The sequence below is a fragment of the Nonomuraea sp. NPDC049480 genome, assembly GCF_044465905.1.
GTDB lineage: Bacteria > Actinomycetota > Actinomycetes > Streptosporangiales > Streptosporangiaceae > Nonomuraea.
On sequence record NZ_JBITMD010000006.1, the window covers coordinates 357481 to 377223 of the forward strand.

General features: G+C 72.6%; 16 protein-coding genes. 9 read left to right on the plus strand and 7 right to left on the minus strand.

Annotated elements, in window-relative coordinates; translation table 11 throughout:
- Positions 1-10: 10 nt before the first annotated feature.
- The 5 genes from ACIBX3_RS20235 to ACIBX3_RS20255 all read left to right on the plus strand — a co-directional run bounded on the left by ACIBX3_RS20235 (position 11) and on the right by ACIBX3_RS20255 (position 6262).
- Complete coding sequence (locus ACIBX3_RS20235; RefSeq protein ID WP_397119041.1) at positions 11-781, plus strand: protein phosphatase 2C domain-containing protein; 771 nt, start codon at positions 11-13, stop codon at positions 779-781.
- A gap of 79 nt (positions 782-860) precedes the next feature.
- The gene (locus ACIBX3_RS20240; protein ID WP_397119043.1) at positions 861-3851 is read left to right on the plus strand and encodes an AAA family ATPase; all 2991 of its coding nucleotides are present in this window, start codon (positions 861-863) and stop codon (positions 3849-3851) included.
- A gap of 192 nt (positions 3852-4043) precedes the next feature.
- The gene (locus ACIBX3_RS20245) at positions 4044-4910 is read left to right on the plus strand and encodes a terpene synthase family protein (protein ID WP_397119045.1); all 867 of its coding nucleotides are present in this window, start codon (positions 4044-4046) and stop codon (positions 4908-4910) included.
- 257 nt (positions 4911-5167) lie between these two features.
- Complete coding sequence (locus ACIBX3_RS20250) at positions 5168-5761, plus strand: GTP-binding protein (protein ID WP_397119046.1); 594 nt, start codon at positions 5168-5170, stop codon at positions 5759-5761.
- Between the two features lie 24 nt (positions 5762-5785).
- A complete protein-coding gene (locus ACIBX3_RS20255; RefSeq protein ID WP_397119048.1) occupies positions 5786-6262 on the plus strand; it encodes an Lrp/AsnC family transcriptional regulator in 477 nt (158 codons plus the stop codon).
- Positions 6263-6269: 7 nt separating this feature from the next.
- Here the strand turns inward: ACIBX3_RS20255 and ACIBX3_RS20260 are convergent, their stop codons facing one another.
- Positions 6270-6905, minus strand: a complete 636-nt coding sequence (locus tag ACIBX3_RS20260) for a dihydrofolate reductase family protein (protein WP_397119050.1) — start codon at positions 6903-6905, stop codon at positions 6270-6272.
- A gap of 130 nt (positions 6906-7035) precedes the next feature.
- Between ACIBX3_RS20260 and ACIBX3_RS20265 the strand changes: the two genes are divergently transcribed.
- The 3 genes from ACIBX3_RS20265 to ACIBX3_RS20275 are packed head-to-tail and all read left to right on the plus strand — an operon-like array spanning position 7036 to position 10123.
- On the plus strand, positions 7036-8334 hold the full coding sequence (locus ACIBX3_RS20265) for a glycosyltransferase 87 family protein (protein ID WP_397119052.1): 1299 nt from the start codon (positions 7036-7038) through the stop codon (positions 8332-8334).
- Positions 8331-9455 carry a mandelate racemase/muconate lactonizing enzyme family protein gene (locus ACIBX3_RS20270; RefSeq protein ID WP_397119054.1) on the plus strand — a complete coding sequence of 375 codons (1125 nt, stop codon included), beginning with the start codon at positions 8331-8333 and terminating at the stop codon, positions 9453-9455. Before ACIBX3_RS20265 ends, ACIBX3_RS20270 begins: the two co-directional genes overlap by 4 nt.
- On the plus strand, positions 9452-10123 hold the full coding sequence (locus tag ACIBX3_RS20275) for a FadR/GntR family transcriptional regulator (RefSeq protein WP_397119056.1): 672 nt from the start codon (positions 9452-9454) through the stop codon (positions 10121-10123). Before ACIBX3_RS20270 ends, ACIBX3_RS20275 begins: the two co-directional genes overlap by 4 nt.
- A gap of 42 nt (positions 10124-10165) precedes the next feature.
- Here the strand turns inward: ACIBX3_RS20275 and ACIBX3_RS20280 are convergent, their stop codons facing one another.
- The 6 genes from ACIBX3_RS20280 to ACIBX3_RS20305 are packed head-to-tail and all read right to left on the minus strand — an operon-like array spanning position 10166 to position 16836.
- On the minus strand, positions 10166-11167 hold the full coding sequence (locus ACIBX3_RS20280; protein ID WP_397119058.1) for an N-acetylglucosamine kinase: 1002 nt from the start codon (positions 11165-11167) through the stop codon (positions 10166-10168).
- Positions 11164-12426, minus strand: a complete 1263-nt coding sequence (locus ACIBX3_RS20285) for a 6-phospho-beta-glucosidase (protein WP_397119060.1) — start codon at positions 12424-12426, stop codon at positions 11164-11166. Before ACIBX3_RS20285 ends, ACIBX3_RS20280 begins: the two co-directional genes overlap by 4 nt.
- Positions 12423-13322, minus strand: a complete 900-nt coding sequence (locus tag ACIBX3_RS20290; RefSeq protein ID WP_397119064.1) for a carbohydrate ABC transporter permease — start codon at positions 13320-13322, stop codon at positions 12423-12425. The genes ACIBX3_RS20285 and ACIBX3_RS20290 overlap by 4 nt, the downstream gene beginning before the upstream one ends.
- Positions 13319-14257, minus strand: coding sequence for a carbohydrate ABC transporter permease (locus ACIBX3_RS20295; protein ID WP_397119066.1), 939 nt, complete (start codon positions 14255-14257; stop codon positions 13319-13321). Before ACIBX3_RS20295 ends, ACIBX3_RS20290 begins: the two co-directional genes overlap by 4 nt.
- 2 nt (positions 14258-14259) lie before the next feature.
- The gene (locus ACIBX3_RS20300) at positions 14260-15600 is read right to left on the minus strand and encodes an ABC transporter substrate-binding protein (RefSeq protein ID WP_397119068.1); all 1341 of its coding nucleotides are present in this window, start codon (positions 15598-15600) and stop codon (positions 14260-14262) included.
- 39 nt (positions 15601-15639) lie between these two features.
- Positions 15640-16836 (minus strand): ROK family protein, encoded by a 1197-nt coding sequence (locus ACIBX3_RS20305; RefSeq protein ID WP_397119070.1) that lies wholly within the window; start codon positions 16834-16836, stop codon positions 15640-15642.
- 341 nt (positions 16837-17177) lie between these two features.
- Between ACIBX3_RS20305 and ACIBX3_RS20310 the strand changes: the two genes are divergently transcribed.
- Entirely contained in the window at positions 17178-19379 is a 2202-nt protein-coding gene (locus ACIBX3_RS20310; protein ID WP_397119072.1) for a HelD family protein, read from the plus strand.
- Positions 19380-19743 lie beyond the last annotated feature (364 nt).

Consider the following 19743-nt stretch of genomic DNA (forward strand, 5'->3'; position numbering starts at 1 on the left):
AGTCGCTGACATGTTCACGGAGGTCACGTACGCCACCCGCGCCGGTTCCGAGCGGCCCAACGAGGACCTGGTGATCGCGGGTTCCTCCTGGATCGTCGTGCTCGACGGGGCCACGGCGGCGGCCGGGGTGGACAGCGGTTGCGTGCACGACGTGCCCTGGCTGGTGGCCCGGCTCGGCGGGGCACTGGCGGCGCGGCTGTCCGCCGATCGCGACACGTCGCTGGCCGGGGTCCTGGAGGCGGCCATCGGGGAGACGGCGGCGGCGCACGGGGACAGGTGCGATCTGGGCAATCCGGACTCGCCGTCCGCGACGGTGGCCATGGTGCGGGCCGGGCGGGGACGGGTGGAGTACCTCGTGCTGGGGGACTCGCCCGTGATGCTGGCGCCGGCCGGCGGCGGGGTGGAGGTCGTGGCCGACGACCGGCTGGAGCGGTTGCCGGGCGGGCGGCCGTACCCGGTGGAGCTGGTGCGGCGCATGCGCAACGCGCCCGGCGGGTTCTGGGTGGCCGCCGCCCGGCCCGAGGCGGCCGCGCAGGGTGTGTGCGGGGCGGTGGACGTACGGGAGGTGCGGGCGGTCGGGGCGTGCACCGACGGCGTCGCGCGGCTCGTCGACTGGTACGGCTGGAGCTGGGACGACCTGGCCGCCGCGCTGGACGGCGACGGGCCGGGCGCGGTGATCGGGGCGGTGCGGGAGCTGGAGGCCGCGCGCGGGCCGGTGCGGGGGAAGCGGCACGACGACGCCACCGTGGCGTGGGCGCGGCTGGAGGCTCCTTCGCGGTGACCTCACCTGGACACTCCGGGGTGTATCAGACGTCGTGGGCCTTGCTCTGCCATGACGAGGGCGGCGGAGGGAGTCCGGCATGTTCGTCGGCAGGACGGCGGAGCTCGCCCTGCTGCGCGCCGAGCTGCGCGCGGCGGGCGGCGGTCGCGCCAGGAGGGTGGTGATCGAGGGGCCGGAGGGGATCGGCAAGACCGCGCTCGTCCACCACACGCTCGGCGGGGAGGCGGGCGTGCGGTTGCTGGCCGCCAGCGGCGAGGAGGGCGAACGCGAGCTCGCGCTCGGCGTCATGCGGCAGCTCGCGGACGAGGTCGTGCGGGCGGCCGGGGACACCACGCGGCGGCTCGCGGACGAGGTCGTGCGGGCGGCCGGGGGCGACGCCACGCGGCGGCTCGCGGCCGATGGGGCCGGCCGGGATCCGCGGGGGGCCGGTCTCGACGGGGGCGTGGCCGGGCTGGACGGAGTCGCGGCTGCGGGGCTCACGGCGATGGGACGGGATCCGTGCGCGGCCGGGCAGGTGATCTGCGACGTCATCGGGGCGTTGCAGGCGCATGGGCCGGTCGCGGTGCTGATCGACGACGCCCAGTGGGCGGACGGGCCCTCGCTGCACGCTCTGGGTTACGTGCTGCGGCGGCTCCGGGCCGGACGCGTGATCGTGCTGGTCGCCTGCCGCGACGTGACCGATCCGTGGCTGCCCGACGGGCTGCGCCGCCTCCTGACCGGCGACGACACGCTCCGCATCACGCTCGGAGGGCTGAGCGCGACGGACCTGGCCGAGCTGGCCACCGCCCTGGCGCCGGCGCACGCGGGCGCTCCCGCGCCGGGTCTCGGCGCGGAGGCGGCCGAGCGGCTGCGCGAGCACACCCTGGGAAACCCGATGCACGCCCGCGCCCTGCTGGCGACCGTGTCCCTGCCGGCCTTGGCGGATGCCGCCGTACGCCTGCCGGCTCCCCGCACGTACCTGCGGTCCTTCGCCGTCCGCCTCGACGGCCGCACCCCGGCCGCCCGGCGGCTCGTCGGGGCCTGCGCCGTGCTGGGGCAGGCGTGCCCGCTGCACGTGGCGGCCGCCGTCGCCGGCGGGGTCGACGAGCCGCTGAACGCCCTCGAGGAGGCCGTCGCCGCCGGACTGCTCCGCGAGCTGCCCGGCCGCATGATCGGCTTCGCCGAGCCCCTCGCCAGGGCCGCCGCGTACGACGGGCTCGGCGCGGGCACCAGGGCCCGCCTGCATCTGGCCGCCGCCGCGCTGGCCGACGACACGGGAACGGCGCTGCGGCACCGGGCCGCCGCGGCGGGCGGACCCGACGACGCGCTGGTCGAGGAGCTGACCGGGTACGCGGCCAAGGCCGCACAGCACGGGCGGTGGCGAGAGTCCGCCGCCCACCTGGAGCTGGCCGCCGGCCTCACCGAGCCCGCGCGGGCCCCGGCGCGCCGGGACGAGCTGCGTACGGCCGTGCTGGAACACGTCCTCATCGGGGGCGACGTGCTCCACGCGGAGCGGCTCGCCGGAACCCTGGGCGGGTGCGGCGCGCACGGCGCCGCCGACCCACGCCCGGCGCGCCAGTACGCGCTGGGCCGGCTGGCGCTCGTCTCCGGGCGCTTCGACGAGGCGTCGGAGCTGCTGGCGGAGGCGTGGCGGCACCGGGAGCCCGCCTTCGCCGCCGACGTGGCCGAACAGCTGGCCTGGCTGTACCTGGTCACCGGTGGCCGGGCGGCGGCGGTGAGGTGGGCGCGCCTGGCGATCGAGCAGGCCATCCAGGGCACGGTCGCCAGGCCGTACGACGTGCTGGCGCTGGGAGGGGCACCCGGCGCCGGCGCGCCGCCCGGCAGCCTCGCGGCGGCCGTCGTGCACCTCGGGCGGGATTCGCCAGAACGGGCGTGCATCGCGCTCAGGCAGGCCGTCGCGGGGACGGAGAGGGCGGGGCTGACGCACCACCGGCTGCTGGCCACCGCGCTGCTCGCCGCAGCCGAGCACGCGTACGCCCGCTGGGACGACGCCGCCGCCCGCGCCGAACGTGCCCTCGCCGAGGCGACGGCGCTCGGCCAGCGGTGGCTGCTGCCGTGCCTGGAGGCGGTCTGCGTCGCACCGCTGGCGGCCTGTGGGCAGCACGATCGCGCGCTCGCCCACGCCACGGCCGCCATGGCCGCCGCCCGCCGCATGCGCCACGCCATGGGGGAAGCCCAGGCGGGCCTGGCCCTGGCTCTGCTCGGCGTCGAGGACGCGGCTCCCCGGACGGGACCCTGGGACGTGTCGCCGTGCGCGGGCGACCCGTTCGTGCCCGACCCGCGCCCGCGCCGCATCGAGACGATGGTCGCCGGCGGCCGCCTGGAGGAGGCCGAACGCGCCCTGGCCGCCTTCGACGGGCTGGACTCCGACGGCGGGGAGACCGGCGGAGCGAGCTTGGATCACGCGGAGTCCGATCATGTGGGGATCGAGGCGGCGGGCTTCGAGCGGCCGGGGCGTGATCGCCCGAAGCCGAGCCGCCTGGAGCCCTCCCGGCCCGGGCCTGGCCGGCGGGAGCCGACCGGGCGTGGCCGTCAGGAGCGGGAGCGGGCAGTGCGGCGGCTGGCGCCGCGTAGGGAGGCTGAGCGGATCAGGCTGGGAGCACTGGTGCTGGCCGCCAGGAACGTTCCAGCCCAGGCCGAGGAAAGCTTCGGTCGCGCGCTGGCGCTGGTCGAGGGCGGGGTCTGCCCCCTGGAGGAGGCGAAGGTGCTGCTGGATCTCGGCCGGCTCCTGCGCCGTACGGGCCGGCGCAAGGCGGCCGCGGAACGGCTCGGTGCCGCCCGGGCGATCTTCGAACGGCTGGGCGCGCGGCCGCTCGTGGACCGCTGCGCGCACGAGCTGGAGGCATGCGGGCTCGAGCCGCAGGCCACGGTGCGCCTCGGACTGACGCCCCAGGAGCTCAGCACCGCCACGCTCGTGGCCCACGGCCTGACCAACCGCCAGATCGCCACGGAGCTGCTGCTCAGCGTCAAGACCGTCGAGTACCACATCGGCAAGATCTACACCAAGCTCGGCATCAGCTCCCGGGTCGCGCTCGCCGCCAAGGTCGCCACCGACGGCGGGCCGGCGTAGCCGGGTTCGGGATCCGGGACGCCACCGGCCTGCTCCGGTGGCGTCGGCAGCCGCCGGAGCAGGCCGATCGGCTACGCAGCTGATACCTTGATCGATACCGCGCGATCATGAAAGAATTATTCGAATATACGCATATATCCGGGTATTGGGGGTCGTCGCCCATGATCCGCGAGCCGATCGAGCGGCCCTAGGATGGCGGACGGCGAGCCGGGCGAGGCGTTCGAGCTCGGCAGGACGTGCGCCATGGCCGCCGAATGCCGCAGGGACCTGCGCCGCTGCGCCCAGATGTACGGCGCGCTGTTCCCGCCCGCGGCCTTCGACAACGAGCTGTACACCACCCTGACCCTCGCCACGGCCTTCAGCGCCCCCTGGGCCACCGCCGACCGCCTGAAGGTCGTCAACCGGGCCGCCCTGTGGGTCCTGGCCGTCGACCGCCTCGTCGACCACACCGCGACGACCCGCGAGCAGGTGAACCGCCTCACCCGCGAATGCCTGTCCGTCGCCGACGGCGCCGTGCCCCGCTCGGCGGTCACCCGCTTCCTGGCCGATCTGCGTGACGAGCTGGCCACCGTCAAGGAGTTCGGCGACCTGCAGTGGCTCTGGCGGGACCAGCTCGCCAGGATGCTGGCGGGCATGTCCAGGGCGTGGGTGTGGCGCGACACCCAGGTCATGCCGACGCTGGACGGCTACCTCGTCAACGCCGACAGCCGCGGCTCCTGCTTCGTGGACCTGTCGCACTGGATCTACACGGCCGACGACTGGGCGAAGGCGCACCTGGAGGATCTCCGCGCCGTCAGCCGCCAGGTGCAGCGCTATCTGCACCTGCTCGGCGACGTGGCGTCGTACCGGAAGGACATGAGCTGGGGCGATCTCAACATTCTGGGCCTCGGCGTCAGCCGCGCCGAGGTGACGGACGCGATGGCCGGCCTCGCGCGCGAGGCGGCCCAGCTGATCGAGCCGGTGCGCGAGCACAGCCCCCGCACCGCTTCCTACCTGCGCAGACAGATCGGATTCAACGCCGGGTTCACCGGCATCTCAGACCACGGCCGGCCCGCGTAAAGGGCTTGTCGGATCTCCTGACAACTGGACTTGACCATGCCCGGGCGAGACCGGCAAATAACGGTGCTCAGAGCGACAAACCGTGACATTTTGTTTCTTGTAAAAGAACGCGGCTTGAGTGGAAAATGTGACGTTGCTAGAGTGTCTCGATGCCAGGCATGTGGATCGGCCTTCTCAACACACCTTGACAGGTACCACTGACCACGGCACCTCAGGGCGGGGCCGCGCATGCGCGGGAGATGTACGGGCGGTGCTGGATGGAATTCGGTCGCTCTGACCATTGGCGACTACCGACGGCGATCAAGATCTTGATCGCCGGTGGATTCGGCGCGGGCAAGACCACGATGGTCGGCGCCGTCTCCGAGACCCGGCCACTGCGCACCGAGGAGGCGCTCACCCAGGTCGGGACGCACGTCGACGACCTGTCCGGCGTGGAGCGGAAACTCACCACCACCGTGGCCATGGACTTCGGCCGCATCACCATCGCCAACGACTACATGCTCTACCTGTTCGGCACCCCCGGCCAGGAGCGGTTCTGGTTCGTGTGGGACGAGCTCGCGCTGGGCGCGCTGGGCGCCGTGGTGCTGGCCGACACGCGCCGCCTGGATGACTGCTTCCCGTCCGTCGACTACTTCGAAAAGCGCGACCAGCCGTTCATCGTGGCGCTCAACTGCTTCGAGGGCACGCATCCCTTCACCGTCGGCGAGGTCCGCCAGGCGATCGGCCTGGAGCCCGACATCCCCATCGTGCGCTGCGACGCCCGCAGACGCGACTCGGGCAGGGAGGTCCTCATCACGCTGGTGGAGCACGCGATGCGCCGGGGCGCGACCCCGGTCGGAACCATGTCGTGACCATGACCGGCTACCTTTGATCCGATGGAGGAGATCGACCGCCGGATCGTGACACTGCTGGCCCGCGACGGCCGCATGAGCTTCACCGATCTGGCCAGGGAGACCGGGCTCTCGGTCTCGGCGGTGCATCAGCGGGTGCGCCGCCTGGAGAAGCGCGGTGTCGTGCGCGGATACGCCGCGATCGTCGACCATGACGCGATCGGGCTGCCGCTGACCGCGTTCGTGTCGATCAAGCCGATCGATCCCGCGGCGCCCGACGACGCCCCTGAGCGGCTGGCCCACCTGACGGCGATCGAGGCGTGCCACAGCGTGGCCGGCGACGAGAGCTACATCCTGAAGGTGCGGGTTGCCTCGCCGGTGGCGCTGGAGGATCTGCTGCAGCAGATCCGCGCCGCGGCCAACGTCTCCACCCGCACCACGGTCGTGCTGAGCACGCCGTACGAGCACCGCGCCCCCGACGTGGCCGCCGAGCCCCCCGGCGGCCAGGACGGCCCCGCCTGAGCGTGGCTCAGACGGTGCCGTACGCGGGCCTGCCCGCCCACTCGTAGACGAGGTGAACGACGCCGGCGTCGGTGGTGCCGGCACGGGAGAGCTTCAGCCCGGCCGGCACGGTGCCCTCGGCGAACAGCCGCTTTCCCTGGCCGAGGACGACCGGGAAGACCAGCAGGTGATACTCGTCGACCAGCTCGGCCCGCTGCAGCGTCCGCAGGAGGTCGCTGCTGCCCTGGACGAGGATCACGCCGTCGGTGCGCTTCTTCAGGTCGGCGACCGTCTCGGCGGCCTCGCCCACCAGGACCTCCGTGTTGCGCCAGCCGGCCTTCCTAGGCGTCCGCGTGGTGACGTACTTCGGCATGCTGTTGATCTTGGCGCCGCCCTCCTCGTCCGGCACGTTCGGCCAGTGCGAGGAGAGGATGTCGTAGGACCTGCGGCCCAGCAGCAGGCCGTCCGCGCGGTCGAACAGCGGGCCCATGATGCGGTCGAACCCCTCGTCCAGGTGCGGCGGCAGCCATCCTTCGTGCTGGAAGCCGTCGGAGGGGTCCTCGCCGGGCCCGCCGGGGGCCTGCATGATCCCGTCCAGCGTCACGAACGTGCCAACCACCAGCTTGCCGGCCATCGCGGTCTCTCCTTCTCTCTTCGTGGTCATGTGCCTACAGCATGGTGGGATCCGTTTACGGAATTCTTAAGGCGTCCCTACGGCGCCGACCTCTTACGAAGCGCTGACGGAATCGGCCGCGAGCGCCGCACGGGCGCCCGGCGGTGCGACGCTGCACATCATGAAAGCCGCACCGCGGCGGGTGGGCTTGGTCGCGGCGCTGCTGGCCGCGCAGGCGACCGTCCTCGCCGTCGTCTTCTCCAGCGCCCCGGGCGGGATCTTCTGGTGGTACGGGGCCGCCTGGGCGCTGTTCGGCGGCGCGGTCTGGGCGCTGCGCGGCGTGCCGGAGGCGCCTGCCCGGCGGCTGGTGCTGGCCGGGGGTCTGGCGCTGGTCGCCACCGGCCTGCTGGGCCCGCCGAGCACCAGCACGGACTCCTTCCGGTACGCCTGGGACGGGCGCGTCCAGTCGGCCGGCATATCCCCCTATGACCATGCTCCGGCCGACCCCGCCCTCGCCCATCTCCGTGACCCCTGGCTGTTCCCCGGTTGCGCCGAAGGACATTTCTATCCGATCGACGGCGGATGTACGAGGATCAACCGGCCTGCCGTGCACACGATCTACCCGCCGCTGGCGGAGGCGTACTTCCTGCTGGTGGACCGCCTCTCGCCCGAGGGGGCGCGGCACAAGCCGCTGCAGGTGTCCGGCGCGCTCCTGGCGGCCGGCACCACGGCCGCCCTGCTGCTCCTGCTGCGCCGGCGCGACGTCCGGCAGGCCGCGTTCTGGGCGTGGTGCCCCGCCGTCCCCATGGAGGCCGTGAACAACGCCCACGTCGACATGCTCGCGGTGGCCGCCGTGGTGCTCGCCCTCGGCGCTCTCCGTGGCCGGGGAGCGCTGCTGGGGGCGGCGGTCGCGGTGAAACTGGTGCCCGCCGTGGTGCTGCCCGGCGCGCTGCCGGGGGCGCTGTCGAGCCCGCGGGCCGCCCGGCGCGCCCTGCGCACGCTGATCCCGGCCGTCCTCGTGGTGGTCCTCTCCTACCTGCCGTACGTCCTGGCCTCGCGGGCGTCCGTGCTCGGCTACCTGTCCGGGTACGTGGCCGAGGAGGGCTACGACGAGGCCGGCGCCCGCGACCGGTACGCGCTGCTGCGCATGCTTCTGCCGGACTCCTGGGCGCTGCCCGCCGCCCTCGTGATCCTCGCCGCCGTCGTGCTCCACGTCCTCAGGCGCGGCGACCCGGAACGCCCGTGGCGCGGCGCGCTGGTGCTGACCGGCGTGGCCTTCCTCGTCCTGACCCCCGGCTACCCCTGGTACGCGCTGCTGATCGTCGGCCTGGTCGCCCTCGACGGCCGCTGGGAGTGGCTCGGCGTGCCCCTGGCGGGCGCGGCCGCGTACCTGACCGGGGACGGCACCGCCGCCTACGCCCTGGCCGCGGCGACCGTCGCTGGCGCCTGGGTTGTACGACGACATAGGATGTCATCATGATGACTTCTGCGGATCGTATCGCCTGGGTGCGCCTTTCCTCCGTCTACCTCCCCCTCGACACGCCGGTCAGCGATGCCAAGGTGCTCACCGGGCGGCAGCGGCCGATGACCGAGATCGCGTTCCTGTTCGCCGAGATCGGCACCGAGCAGGGGCACGAGGGCATCGGGTTCGGCTATTCCAAGCGCGCCGGCGGCCCCGGCCAGTACGCGCACGCCAAGGAGATCGCGAACGATCTGGTCGGTGAGGACCCCAACGACATCGCCCGGCTGTGGGACAAGCTGTGCTGGGCGGGCGCGTCGGTCGGGCGCAGCGGGCTGGCGGTCCAGGCCATCGCCGCGCTCGACATCGCGCTGTGGGACATGAAGGCCAAGCGCGCCGGCCTGCCGCTGGCCAAGCTGCTGGGCGCGCACCGCGACTCCGTGCGCTGCTACAACACCTCGGGCGGGTTCCTGCACGCGCCCATCGAGCAGGTGCTGGAGAACGCCACGGCGGCGCTGGAGCGCGGCATCGCCGGCATCAAGATCAAGGTCGGCCAGCCGGACACCCGGGCGGACCTGGCCCGGGTCAAGGCCGTCCGCGAGCACCTCGGCGACGCGGTGCCGCTGATGGTCGACGCCAACCAGCAGTGGGACCGGCCGACGGCCGCGCGGATGGGGCGGGCGCTGGAGGAGCACGGCCTCGTCTGGATCGAGGAGCCGCTGGACGCCTACGACCACGCCGGCCACGCGGCCCTGGCCGCCGCCCTGGACACCCCGATCGCCACCGGCGAGATGCTGACCAGCGTCGGCGAGCACGCCGAGCTGATCAGGGCCCGCGGCGCGGACATCGTCCAGCCGGACGCCCCTCGCATCGGCGGCATCACCCCGTTCCTGCGCCTGGCGGCCCTCGCCGAGCACGAGCGCCTCCAGCTCGCGCCGCACTTCGCCATGGAGATCCACCTCCACCTGGCCGCCGCGTACGCGATGGAGCCGTGGGTGGAGCACTTCGAGTGGCTGGAGCCGCTGTTCAACGAGCGGCTGGAGATCCGCGACGGGCGGATGCTCGTCCCCGGGCGGGCGGGACTCGGCGTCACGATGAGCGAGCAGGCGCTCAAGTGGACCGCCGAGCGGTACGAGACGTGACCAGCCGCACCCAGCAGCTCGTCGACACGCTGACCGCGCGCATCCAGGAAGGCGTGATCAGACCGGGGGAGCGGCTGCCGACCGAGAGCGACCTGGTGGAGACGCACGGCGTGAGCAGGACCGTCGTACGCGAGGCCATCGCCCGGCTCAAGGCGGCCGGGCTGATCGAGACCCAGCACGGGCGGGGCAGCTTCGTGCTGGCCCGGCCGAGCACCACCGGGTTCGACCCCGCGCCCGCCAGGACCCGGCAGGAGGTGCTCGACCTGCTCGACTTCCGCATGGGGGTCGAGGTCGAGTCGGCCGGCCTGGCCGCCGCCCGCCGCACCGGCCCGGGCCTGGCCGGGCTGCGGGAGGCCCTGCGGGGCTTCGAGTCGGCCGCCGGGCACCCGAGCGCGGCGGTCAACGCCGACTACCGGTTCCACCTGCGGATCGCCGTGACGACCGGCAACCGGTACTTCGCCGACCTGCTCGCCTCGCTGGGGCCGTCGATGATCATCATGCCGCGTGACCGGCTCCAGCCCGGGCGGGAGGACTTCGCCAGGATCGTGGCCGAGCACGACAACATCTACGCCGCGATCGAACGCCAGGATGCCGAAGCGGCCAGGGCCGCCGCCCGCGTCCACCTGTCCAACAGCCGCGCCCGCCTCCTGCGCGACGCTCCGGCCTGACGCGCCGGGGGCGTCCGCCGCCCCAAGGCCCCGGTGCCGCGGTCAGGGCGGGGTCGCCGGCTCGTAGTGGGCGCGGAGGCGGGCCTTGGCCGGCTCCGAGGCGGAGAGGTGGTCCAGGGCGAGGAGGGCCGCGCCCATCACCGGGGGCACGTCGGCCACCACGAGCTTGGCCCGCGGCGCCCGGAGCGCGAACGCCGCGTCCAGCAGCGACGTCAGCAGCGGGTCCCGGGCCGTCAGCAGGCCCCCGCCCAGCACCACCTCCGTCGCGGTCTCCAGCAGGCCGAGCCGGCGCAGGCACACCTCGGCCAGGACCGCCACCTCCTCGGCCTGCCGCTCGATCAGCGACCTGGCCACAGGGTCCCCGGCGGCCGCCACCGCGAACACGCCGGGCGCCAGCTCGTGCAGCCGCCCCTCGCCCAGCCGCCCGAAGTGGATCTCCAGCACCAGCTCCTCGACGGTCCCCGTCCCGAAATGGGACATGATCAGATCGGCCAGCGCGGTCGGGACGCCCCGGCCGTCCTCGGCCCGGGCGGCGTGCCACAACGCCTCCTCCGCCAGGCCGTGGCCGCCGCCCCAGTCCCCGCTGAGCCGGCCGAGCGCCGGGAAGCGGGCCACCTCGCCGGTGGGGGAGACGCCGACCGCGTTGACACCCGCCCCGCACACGACGGCCACCCCCCAGGAGGCGGACGCGCCGGCCCGCAGCAGCGCGAACGTGTCGTTGCGCACCACGACGTCGGCGCCGAACCCCCTGGCCGTGAACTCCCGCGCGAGCGCCTCCTCCTCGACGGGCAGATCCGCGCCCGCCAGGCAGGCCGACACATGGCCGAAGCCGCCCGCGGGCACGCCGCCCAGCGCCGCGAGGGCCGTCTCGACGACGCCCACGGCGGCCGCCACCCCCTCACGCTGCGGCGCGAACGGGCCCGAGCGCCCCGTCGCCAGCACCTCGCCGTCCTCCGACACCAGCGCCACGTCCGTCTTGCTGTTGCCGCCGTCCACGGCCAGGGCGAGCCGGGGCCGCGCCGCTCTCCCCCCGTCGAGCGTCACTCGCCCACCGTCCACGGCAGGTGCTCGCGACCGGCCTCCAGCAGCAGTCCCGTCAGCTCCTCCACCAGCTCGTCCTGCCCGACCAGCGGATGGGCGAGCAGCGCGTCGCGCACGCGGTCCGCGCCGCCGTGCAGGGCCGCGTCCAAGGCCAGCCTCTCGTACGCGGACACGTTCGCGATCAGCCCGGCGTACAGCGGCTCGACGGCGGGCATCGGCAGCGGCACGGCCCCGCCCGCGCCCACGGCCGCGGGCACCTCGATCACCGTCTCCTCGCCCAGGAACGGCAGCGTGCCGCCGTTGCGGACGTTCACCACCTGGGTGTCGCCCCGGTCGCCGAGCAGCGACGCGATCAGCGCCACCGCCGCCTCCGAATAGAACGCCCCGCCCCGCTGGGACAGCAGCTCCGGCTTGGTGACCACGGCGGGGTCGGCGTACATGTCCAGCAGCCGCGCCTCCATCTCCGCCACCTCCGCCGCCCGCGACGGCTTCGCGCGCTGCTCGCGCACCACCACGTCGTGCGCGTAGAAGTACCGCAGATAGTAGGACGGCACCACGCCGAGCCGCTCCAGCAGCCCGAGCCGCAGCCCGACGCTGTCGGCGATCTCCTGGCCGTGCTCGGCCAGCAGGGCGGGCAGCACGTCCTCGCCGTCCAGGTGGACGGCCCGCTCCCAGGTCAGATGGTTGAGCCCGACGTGCCCGAGCGACACCCGCGCCGGATCCACGCCGAGCCAGGCCGCGAAGCGGCGCTGGAAGCCGATCGCCACGTTGCACAGCCCGATCGCGCGGTGCCCGGCGTCGAGCAGCGCCCGGGTGACGATGCCGACCGGGTTGGTGAAGTCCACGATCCAGGCGCCGGGGGCGTGCTCGCGTACCGTCTCGGCGATCTCGAGCACGACCGGCACCGTGCGCAGCGCCTTGGCCAGCCCGCCCGCGCCCGTCGTCTCCTGCCCCACGCAGCCGCAGCGCAGCGGCAGCGTCTCATCCACCTCCCTGGCTGCCTGACCGCCCACCCGGAGCTGGAACAGCACCACGTCCGCCCCCGCCACGCCCTCGGCCACCGAAGAGGTGGCCAGCACGCGGGCGGGATGCCGGGCGTGCGCGAGCATCCGCCGCGACACCCCCGCCACCAGATCGAGCCGCGCGGTGTTGGGGTCTATCAGCGCGATCTCCGTCACCGGAAGCTCGTCGCGCAACCGGGCGAACCCGTCGACCAGCTCCGGCGTGTACGTCGACCCGCCCCCGACCACAGCCAGTTTCAACCCTTCACTCCTGTCAAGGTCACGCCCTCGATGAACACCTTCTGGGCGAGGAAGAACACGATGATCACCGGTGCCGTCACCAGGAGGGTGGCGGCCATGGTGAGGTTCCACTGCACGCTGTGGAACGCCTTGAACGTCGCCAGCCCGAGCGACAGCGTCAGATTCTCCTGCTCGACGCCGGCGTACAACAACGGGCCGTAGTAATCGTTCCAGCAGTAGAAGAACTGGAACAGGGCGACCGCCGCGATCGCCGGCCGCGCCATCGGCAGCACCACCCTGATCAGCGTCCGGAAGTCCGAGCAGCCGTCCACCTTGGCCGCGTCGGTGTAGTCGCGCGGGATGGTCACCAGGAACTGCCGGAGCAGGAAGATGGAGAACGCGTCCCCGAGCAGCAGCGGAAGGATCAACGGCCACAGGCTGTCGGTCAGCCCCAGCCGCGCCCACACCAGGTAGATCGGCACCGCGACGACCTGCGGCGGCAGCATCATCGCGGTGATCACCACGAGGAACGCCGCCCGCCGCCCCCGGAACCGGAACCTGGCCAGCGCGTACGCCACCGGCACCGACGACACCACGGTGAACAGGGTGCCGAGGGCCGCGTACATCAGCGTGTTGCCCGCCCACCGCACCAGCCGCGACTTCTCGAACACCTCGGTGAAGTTGTCCCAGTTCCAGGTCTGCGGCCACAGGTCGCTGGTCAGCGCCTGCTCGTCGGTCATCAGCGCGGTCAGCGCGATGAACACCACCGGCGCCAGGAACATCAGCGCCAGCGCGATCGCCAGCGCGTGGGTGGCGATCCACAGCAGCACGCGCCGCCGCCGCCGGGACCGGTCGCCGCCGCGCCGCGCGTGCCGGGCGAGCGCGGGCTGCGCAGAGGCGGTGATCGTGGCGCTCATGAGACCTCCTCGGCCCGGCGGAACTGCCGCAGCAGGATCAGCGTGAAGATCATCGAGGTGCCGAACAGCAGCAGCGCCAGCACGCAGGCGTACCCCATGGAGAAGTCGCGGAAGCCCACGTGGAACAGCCACTGCGGCAACGTGAGCAGCGACTCGTCCGGGTAACCGGGGGAGAAGCTGCTGCCGGCCGAGTCGGTCACGCCCGAGGCGACGCGGGAGGCGACCATCGCCTGGGAGAAGTACTGCAGGGCGTAGATGACGTTCGTGACCAGGGCGAACATCAGCACCGGCGCGATCATCGGCAGCGTCACGCTGCGGAACTGCCGCCAGGGCCCCGCGCCGTCGATCGCGGCGGCCTCGTACAGGTGCTTGGGCACGTCGAGCAGCGCCGCCATGAAGATCACCATCAGCTGGCCGCAGCCCCACAGCGACAGCATCGTCAGGCTCGGCTTGGACCAGGCCGGGTCGCCGAACCAGTCGGGCCCGGCGATCCCGAACCAGGAGAGGACCTGGTTGACCGGGCCGGTGCCCGGGTTCAGCAGGAACACGAACGTGATCGTGCCCGCGGTCATCGGCACCAGCGACGGCAGATAGAAGACCGTCCGCAGAAGTCCGACGCCCGCCTTCAGCCTGATCACCAGCTGGGCGAGGGCGAGGGAGAACAGCACGGTCGTGGGGACCATGACGGCCACCAGCCACAGCGTGTTCTTCGCCGAGGTCGCCACCCGGGGGTCCTTCAGCAGGTAGCGGTAGTTGTCCAGGCCGATGAACTCGAGGGTGTACATGTCGTAGCGGTGGAAGGAGAAGTACACCGTGGACAGCAGCGGATAGACGAAGAAGATCGACACGCCGGCGATCCACGGCGACAGCCAGACGAGGGCGCGCAGGCCCTCGCCGCGCCGCCATCGCGGCGGCGCGGCGGGGATGGAGGTCACGATCAGCCTCCGGACAGCTTCAGCTTGTCGTTGATCTGCTTGTCGACGTCCTTCAGCCCGGCGTCCAGGTCCGGCACGCCGCCCTTCTCCCACTTCGTCATGAACGTGCTGAAGACCTCCTGGTTGAAGACGCTGTTCACGCTGGCGGGCAGCGTCGAGGTCTTCGGATGGGCGAAGATGTCGAGGAAGGTCTTGAACCTGTCGTCCTTGGCCAGGTCGGGGGAGTCCATGGACGCCTTCGTCGTGGGGACGTTGCGCAGCGCGTTCGACAGCGTCACCAGCGAGCCCGTGTCGGTGGTCAGATACTTGACCAGCTCCCAGGCCTGCTGCGGGTGCTTGGCGCCCTTCGGCACGCCGATCACGGTGCCGGCGGTGAAGCCGCTGCCGTACAGGTCGGGTTTGTCGTCGGCGACGGGCAGGGGAGCGGTGCCGTAGTCCAGGTCCTTGGCGTCGTTGGCGATCATGGCGTTGCGCCACTCGCCGTCCAGGATCATGGCGACCTTGCCCTTGAAGAACGGGTGCTCGGCGCTCCACTCGTCGCCCAGCCCTTTGCGGAACTTCTCCAGCTTGTCGTAGCCGTACCAGTCGACCAGCTCCTTCTGCCATGTCAGCAGCTGTTTCCACGCCGGGTCGGAGCCGATGGCCGAGGTGCCGTCGTCGTTGTACCACTTGGCGCCCACCATGGGGCCGAGGTGGCTCGGGCTGTTCTCGTAGTACTGGACGCTCGGGATGAAACCGGCCACCTTGATGGTGCCGTCCGCGTCGCGGACGGTGAGCTTCTTGGCCAGCTCAGCCAGCTCGCTCAGCGTCTTGGGCGGCGCGTCGCCCTTCATCAGGGCCTTGTTGTAGTAGAGGCCGTAGGCGTCGGCCAGCAGCGGCAGCGTGCACTGCTTGCCCTCGAAGGCCGTGTAGGAACGTGCCACCGCGGGCAGCACCGACAGGTCGATGCCGTCCTGCGCGATCACCGGGGTGAGATCTTGGAACGCTCCCGACTTGCACCACTGGGCGACGTTGTCGGTCGTGAACGAGGCCGCGACGTCGGGCGCGTTGCCGCCGCGGATGGCCTGGGTGATCTGGTCGTCCTGCACGCCCTTGGTGGCCTTGACGGTGATCTGCGGGAACTTCTTGTTGAACCCGGCGATGGCGTCCTCGAACGCCTTGACCTCGGCGTCGGTGGAGAAGCCGTGCCACAGCTCGATGGTGGCGGCCGGGAGTGCCTGCGAGGCGGATCCTGAGGGTTTGGGCTGGGCGCCGAGCGACGGCCCTGCCTCCTTGCCGGCGGTGCAGGCGGTCAGCGCCGAGCCCAGAAGGGCCGCGGCGACCGCCAGGGGGACGAAGCGCACGGGGGGTGCCTCCTGCCAGGTGATCAGGTGATCAGGTGATCAGGTGGGAAGGGTGGAGCTGAAGACCTCCTCGCGCACGGTGTCGAGGGCGAGGTCGAGCGCGCCGGCCAGGACCGGGTTGCCCGCGACGTTCGACAGCCGCACACGGGGTCGCGGGATGGTCAGCGCGTGCAGCTCGTGCTCGACGAGCTCGCGCAGGGTCTCGCCGCCGGTCAGCACGATGCCGCCGGTCAGCACGATCAGGCCGGGGTCGACGACGGACGTGATGGCGGCCAGGCCCACGGCCAGGCGGGCGGCGATGTCGCGCAGCCCCGCCCTGGCGTCGTCGGCCTTCTGCCCGGTGCCTTCCGCGGCGCGCACGGCGTTCGTGATCGCCTGGCGGAAGTCGGCGCCGCGCACGCCGTACGAGCGCAGCAGCTTGAGCACGGACGGGCCGCCGGCGAGCGCCTGGTAGCCGTGGTTGGCGTAGCGGCCGGCCTCGCGGGCCGTCGGCGCGCCCGGGGTCGGCATGTAGCCGACCTCGCCCGCGCCGCCCGTCGCGCCCCGGTGCATCCGCCCGCCCAGGACGATGGCCGAGCCGATGCCCTCGTCCGCCCACAGCAGCACGAAGTCCTGGCTGTCGTGGGCGGCGCCGTGGGCCTGCTCGGCGAGCGCGACGAGGTTGACGTTGTTCTCGACGTCCACCGGCACGCCGAGCCCGGCGCTGAGGGTGGGCACGAGGTCGGGGATCTGCCAGCCGGGCACGTCCTTGGCGGCGGCGTACCCGAGCCTGCGGGTCGTCGGGTCGATGGCGGCCTGCACGCCGATCACGACGCGGCGCAGCTTGTCGGGCGGGTTCGCGCCCAGCAGCGCCGTGTTGAGCCGGTCGACGAGCTCGCCGTGAGGGCGGCGCGGCGTCGGCAGGGTGTGCTCGCCCACGATCGCGCCGGTGATGTCGGCCACCTTGGCCTCGATCCGGTCCGGGGTGACGTCGAGCGCGCCCACGTAGGCCGCCGCCGGGTTGATCCGGTAGACCTCCGCCGTCCGGCCCGGCAGGCCCTCCCGGATGCCGTCGAGCACCACCAGCCCCGCCTCCTGCAGCCGGGAGAGAAGCTGGGACGCCGTCGGCTTGGACAAGCCGGTGAGCGCGCCGATCTCGGGGCGGGTCAGCGGGCCGCGTTCGAGGAGGGCCTGCAGAGCCGCGCGATCATTGATGGCGCGTAGCAGACTGGGGGTCCCCGGAACCGGACCGCTCACGACGTCTCCCCTCCTTGAAGTTAGGAAACTTTCCTAACTAGGGATGACCATAAGGAGACGCGGTGGACATGGTCAAGGGGTGAAATGAAGACGTAACCGAACGCCGGCGAAAGCAGGTAACCGCAAAGAAGGGGGAAAGGGAGCGGGAGTACCTCGACAGGCATGCTAGTGTCGTCGTTTGTCGTAACAACAAGCAGAATGGCCCGGAGTGTCCCATTAACCACAATAATGGTCAGGCGGCAACTCGTCAAACGGAGCTCGCCAGGGAGCAGGCGTACGTCACCCGGCTCTACGACCGCCTTGACACGCTGCGTGAGCGTACCCAGCGGCAGCTCAAGGAGGTGCTGGCCGCGGGCGCCGTCGGCACGATGCAGAACAGGTCCGAGCGGGACACGTTCGCCGACATGTACGCCGCCAGGCTCGCGCGGCTGTGGGCGGTCGAGCGCGGCCTGGTTTTCGGCCGGCTGGATCACGCCGAGGAGGGCCGGCTCTACATCGGCAAGCTCGGCATGACCGACGACGACCAGCGGCGGCTGCTCATCGACTGGCGCGCCCCGGTGGCGCAGCCGTTCTACCGCGCCACCCCGGCCGCCCCGATGGGCGTGACCAGGCGCCGTCACCTGCAGACCAAGGGCCGCACGGTCGTCGTCGTCGACGACGACCTGCTCGACCTGGACGCGCTCAGCGACGACGACCGCGCCACCCTCAACGGCGAGGCCGCGCTGCTGGCCGCGCTCGACGAGCGGCGCACCGGCCGCATGCGCGACATCGTCGCCACCATCCAGGGCGAGCAGGACCGTGTCATCCGCAGCGACCTGAACGGCGTCCTGGTCGTCCAGGGCGGCCCCGGCACCGGCAAGACCGTCGTGGCCCTGCACCGCGCCGCCTACCTGCTCTACACGCACCGGGAGCGGCTGGAGCGCCGCGGCGTGCTCATCCTCGGCCCCAACCTCACGTTCCTGCGCTACATCGAGCAGGTCCTGCCCTCGCTCGGCGAGACCGACGTGCTTTTGTCCACGGTCGGCGAGCTGTACCCCGGGGTGACCACCACCGTCAGGGAGCGGCCCGAGGTCGCCGCGGTCAAGGGCGACCTGCGCATGACCGAGGTGATCGCCAAGGCCGTGCGCGACCGGCAGAAGGTGCCGCGCCAGCCCATCGAGCTCACCCTCGGCCGCGTCACGCTCACCGTCGACCGTTCCATGCTGGAGGCCGCCAGGAACAAGGCCGCCCGCTCGCGCCGCCCGCACAACCAGGCCCGCGCCGTGTTCGTCAGGTCACTGCTCAACGCGCTGGCCAGGCAGCACGCCCGCAAGATCGGCAAGGGGCTCATCGACGAGGAGGAGCTGGGCGACCTGCGCGAGGAACTGCGTACCGAGCCGGTGGTCAAGGCTGCGCTCAACCGGCTGTGGCCGTACCTGACGCCTCAGCGGCTCCTGCTCGGCCTGTACGGCTCCGAGGAGCGGCTCGGGTACGCGGCCTCCGGCCTGAGCCCGGAGGAACGCGCGCTGCTGCGGCGCGAGGGACCTCGCCTCGGAGAGTGGACCGAGTCCGACGTGCCGCTGCTGGACGAGGCCGCCGAACTGCTCGGCGACATCGACGAGCAGGTGCTGCGCGCCAGCGCCCTGCAGGCCGAGGAGGAACTGGCCGCCGCCCGCCAGGCCGAGGAGCACCAGCGCGAGGCCGAGCTCGCCTACGCCCGCGAGGTGCTGGAGCTGACCGGCCTGTCCGACGTCATGGAGGCCGAGCGCCTGGCCGAACGCCAGCGCGGAGAGGGGCCGTACCTGACCACCGCCGAGCGCGCCGCCGCCGACCGTACCTGGGCCTACGGGCACGTGATCGTGGACGAGGCCCAGGAGCTGTCGCCGATGGCCTGGCGGGCCGTCATGCGCCGCTGCCCCACCCGTTCGATGACGATCGTCGGCGACATCGCCCAGACCGGCTCGGCCGCCGGGGCGCGGTCGTGGGCGGAGGTCCTCGACCCGTACGTCGCCGGGCGCTGGCGCCAGGAGCGGCTCACCGTCAACTACCGCACGCCGGTCGAGCTGATGGCGGTGGCCGCCCGCGTGCTGGCCACCATCGACCCCGCGCTGGAGGCCCCCACGTCCGTGCGCGAGCTCGGCGTGGAGCCGTGGTCGGCGCCGCTGCCGGCGCTGCCCGAGCTGGCCAAGGCCGAGGTCGGCGAGGGCGGCAAGGTCGCCGTGGTGGTGCCCGACGCGCTGCTGGCCACGCTGGGGTCCAAGGTGGCGGCGGCCGTCGCCGGGACCGTGGTCGTCGAGTCCGGGGCCGGGCGGGCCAAGGGGGCGGAGGCCCTCGACGCGCCGGTGGCCGTCATGGGCGTGACCGACGCCAAGGGGCTGGAGTTCGACTCGGTGATCGTGGCCGAGCCCGACCTCATCGCCGCCCAGTCGCCACGAGGGTCCAGCGACCTGTATGTTGCTCTCACCCGCGCCACGCAACGGCTCGGCGTCGTCCACGAGCGGCCGCTTTCGCAGGCCCTCCAGGGCTTGCCAAGCCGCTCGCCGGCACCCGCAAATGGGCTTTGATCTGCTTTGCGGTGGCCGGTCATACATGTCCTACCTGCGGAAACTTGATGTTTCTGCTGATCGGGACACGGTTGACATCTGAGGTGGAGTCGGTAGTTTGCTGCGCAGTCCAGCACGGGACTTGGCCGGTTGGCCGTCTCTGACATCGCCGGATCCTGCGTCCGTGACGGAGCGTGACTTCGTCCACACAGCCAGGTGCAGGGCCGTCGGTCCGTCGAGTCGGGGCACCCCAACCGGGCGGGGGGTTGGACCCGGGACGGGTCCGGGAGCCCAGTAGACAACGGAATTCCGCGCTCGCCGCCGACGAGACGGGTCCGGTCCGAAGGGTTTCCGGGCCCTCTTCCCGCTCTCGTGCGCAGGGCCG

Excerpts from the sequence above, each read along its gene's own strand:
- ACIBX3_RS20235 (WP_397119041.1), top strand. The coding sequence starts at position 11 with ATGTTCACGGAGGTCACGTACGCCACCCGCGCCGGTTCCGAGCGGCCC.
- ACIBX3_RS20240 (WP_397119043.1), top strand. The coding sequence starts at position 861 with ATGTTCGTCGGCAGGACGGCGGAGCTCGCCCTGCTGCGCGCCGAGCTG.
- ACIBX3_RS20245 (WP_397119045.1), top strand. The coding sequence starts at position 4,044 with ATGGCGGACGGCGAGCCGGGCGAGGCGTTCGAGCTCGGCAGGACGTGC.
- ACIBX3_RS20250 (WP_397119046.1), top strand. The coding sequence starts at position 5,168 with ATGGAATTCGGTCGCTCTGACCATTGGCGACTACCGACGGCGATCAAG.
- ACIBX3_RS20255 (WP_397119048.1), top strand. The coding sequence starts at position 5,786 with ATGGAGGAGATCGACCGCCGGATCGTGACACTGCTGGCCCGCGACGGC.
- ACIBX3_RS20260 (WP_397119050.1), bottom strand. The coding sequence starts at position 6,905 with ATGACCACGAAGAGAGAAGGAGAGACCGCGATGGCCGGCAAGCTGGTG.
- ACIBX3_RS20265 (WP_397119052.1), top strand. The coding sequence starts at position 7,036 with ATGAAAGCCGCACCGCGGCGGGTGGGCTTGGTCGCGGCGCTGCTGGCC.
- ACIBX3_RS20270 (WP_397119054.1), top strand. The coding sequence starts at position 8,331 with ATGATGACTTCTGCGGATCGTATCGCCTGGGTGCGCCTTTCCTCCGTC.
- ACIBX3_RS20290 (WP_397119064.1), bottom strand. The coding sequence starts at position 13,322 with ATGAGCGCCACGATCACCGCCTCTGCGCAGCCCGCGCTCGCCCGGCAC.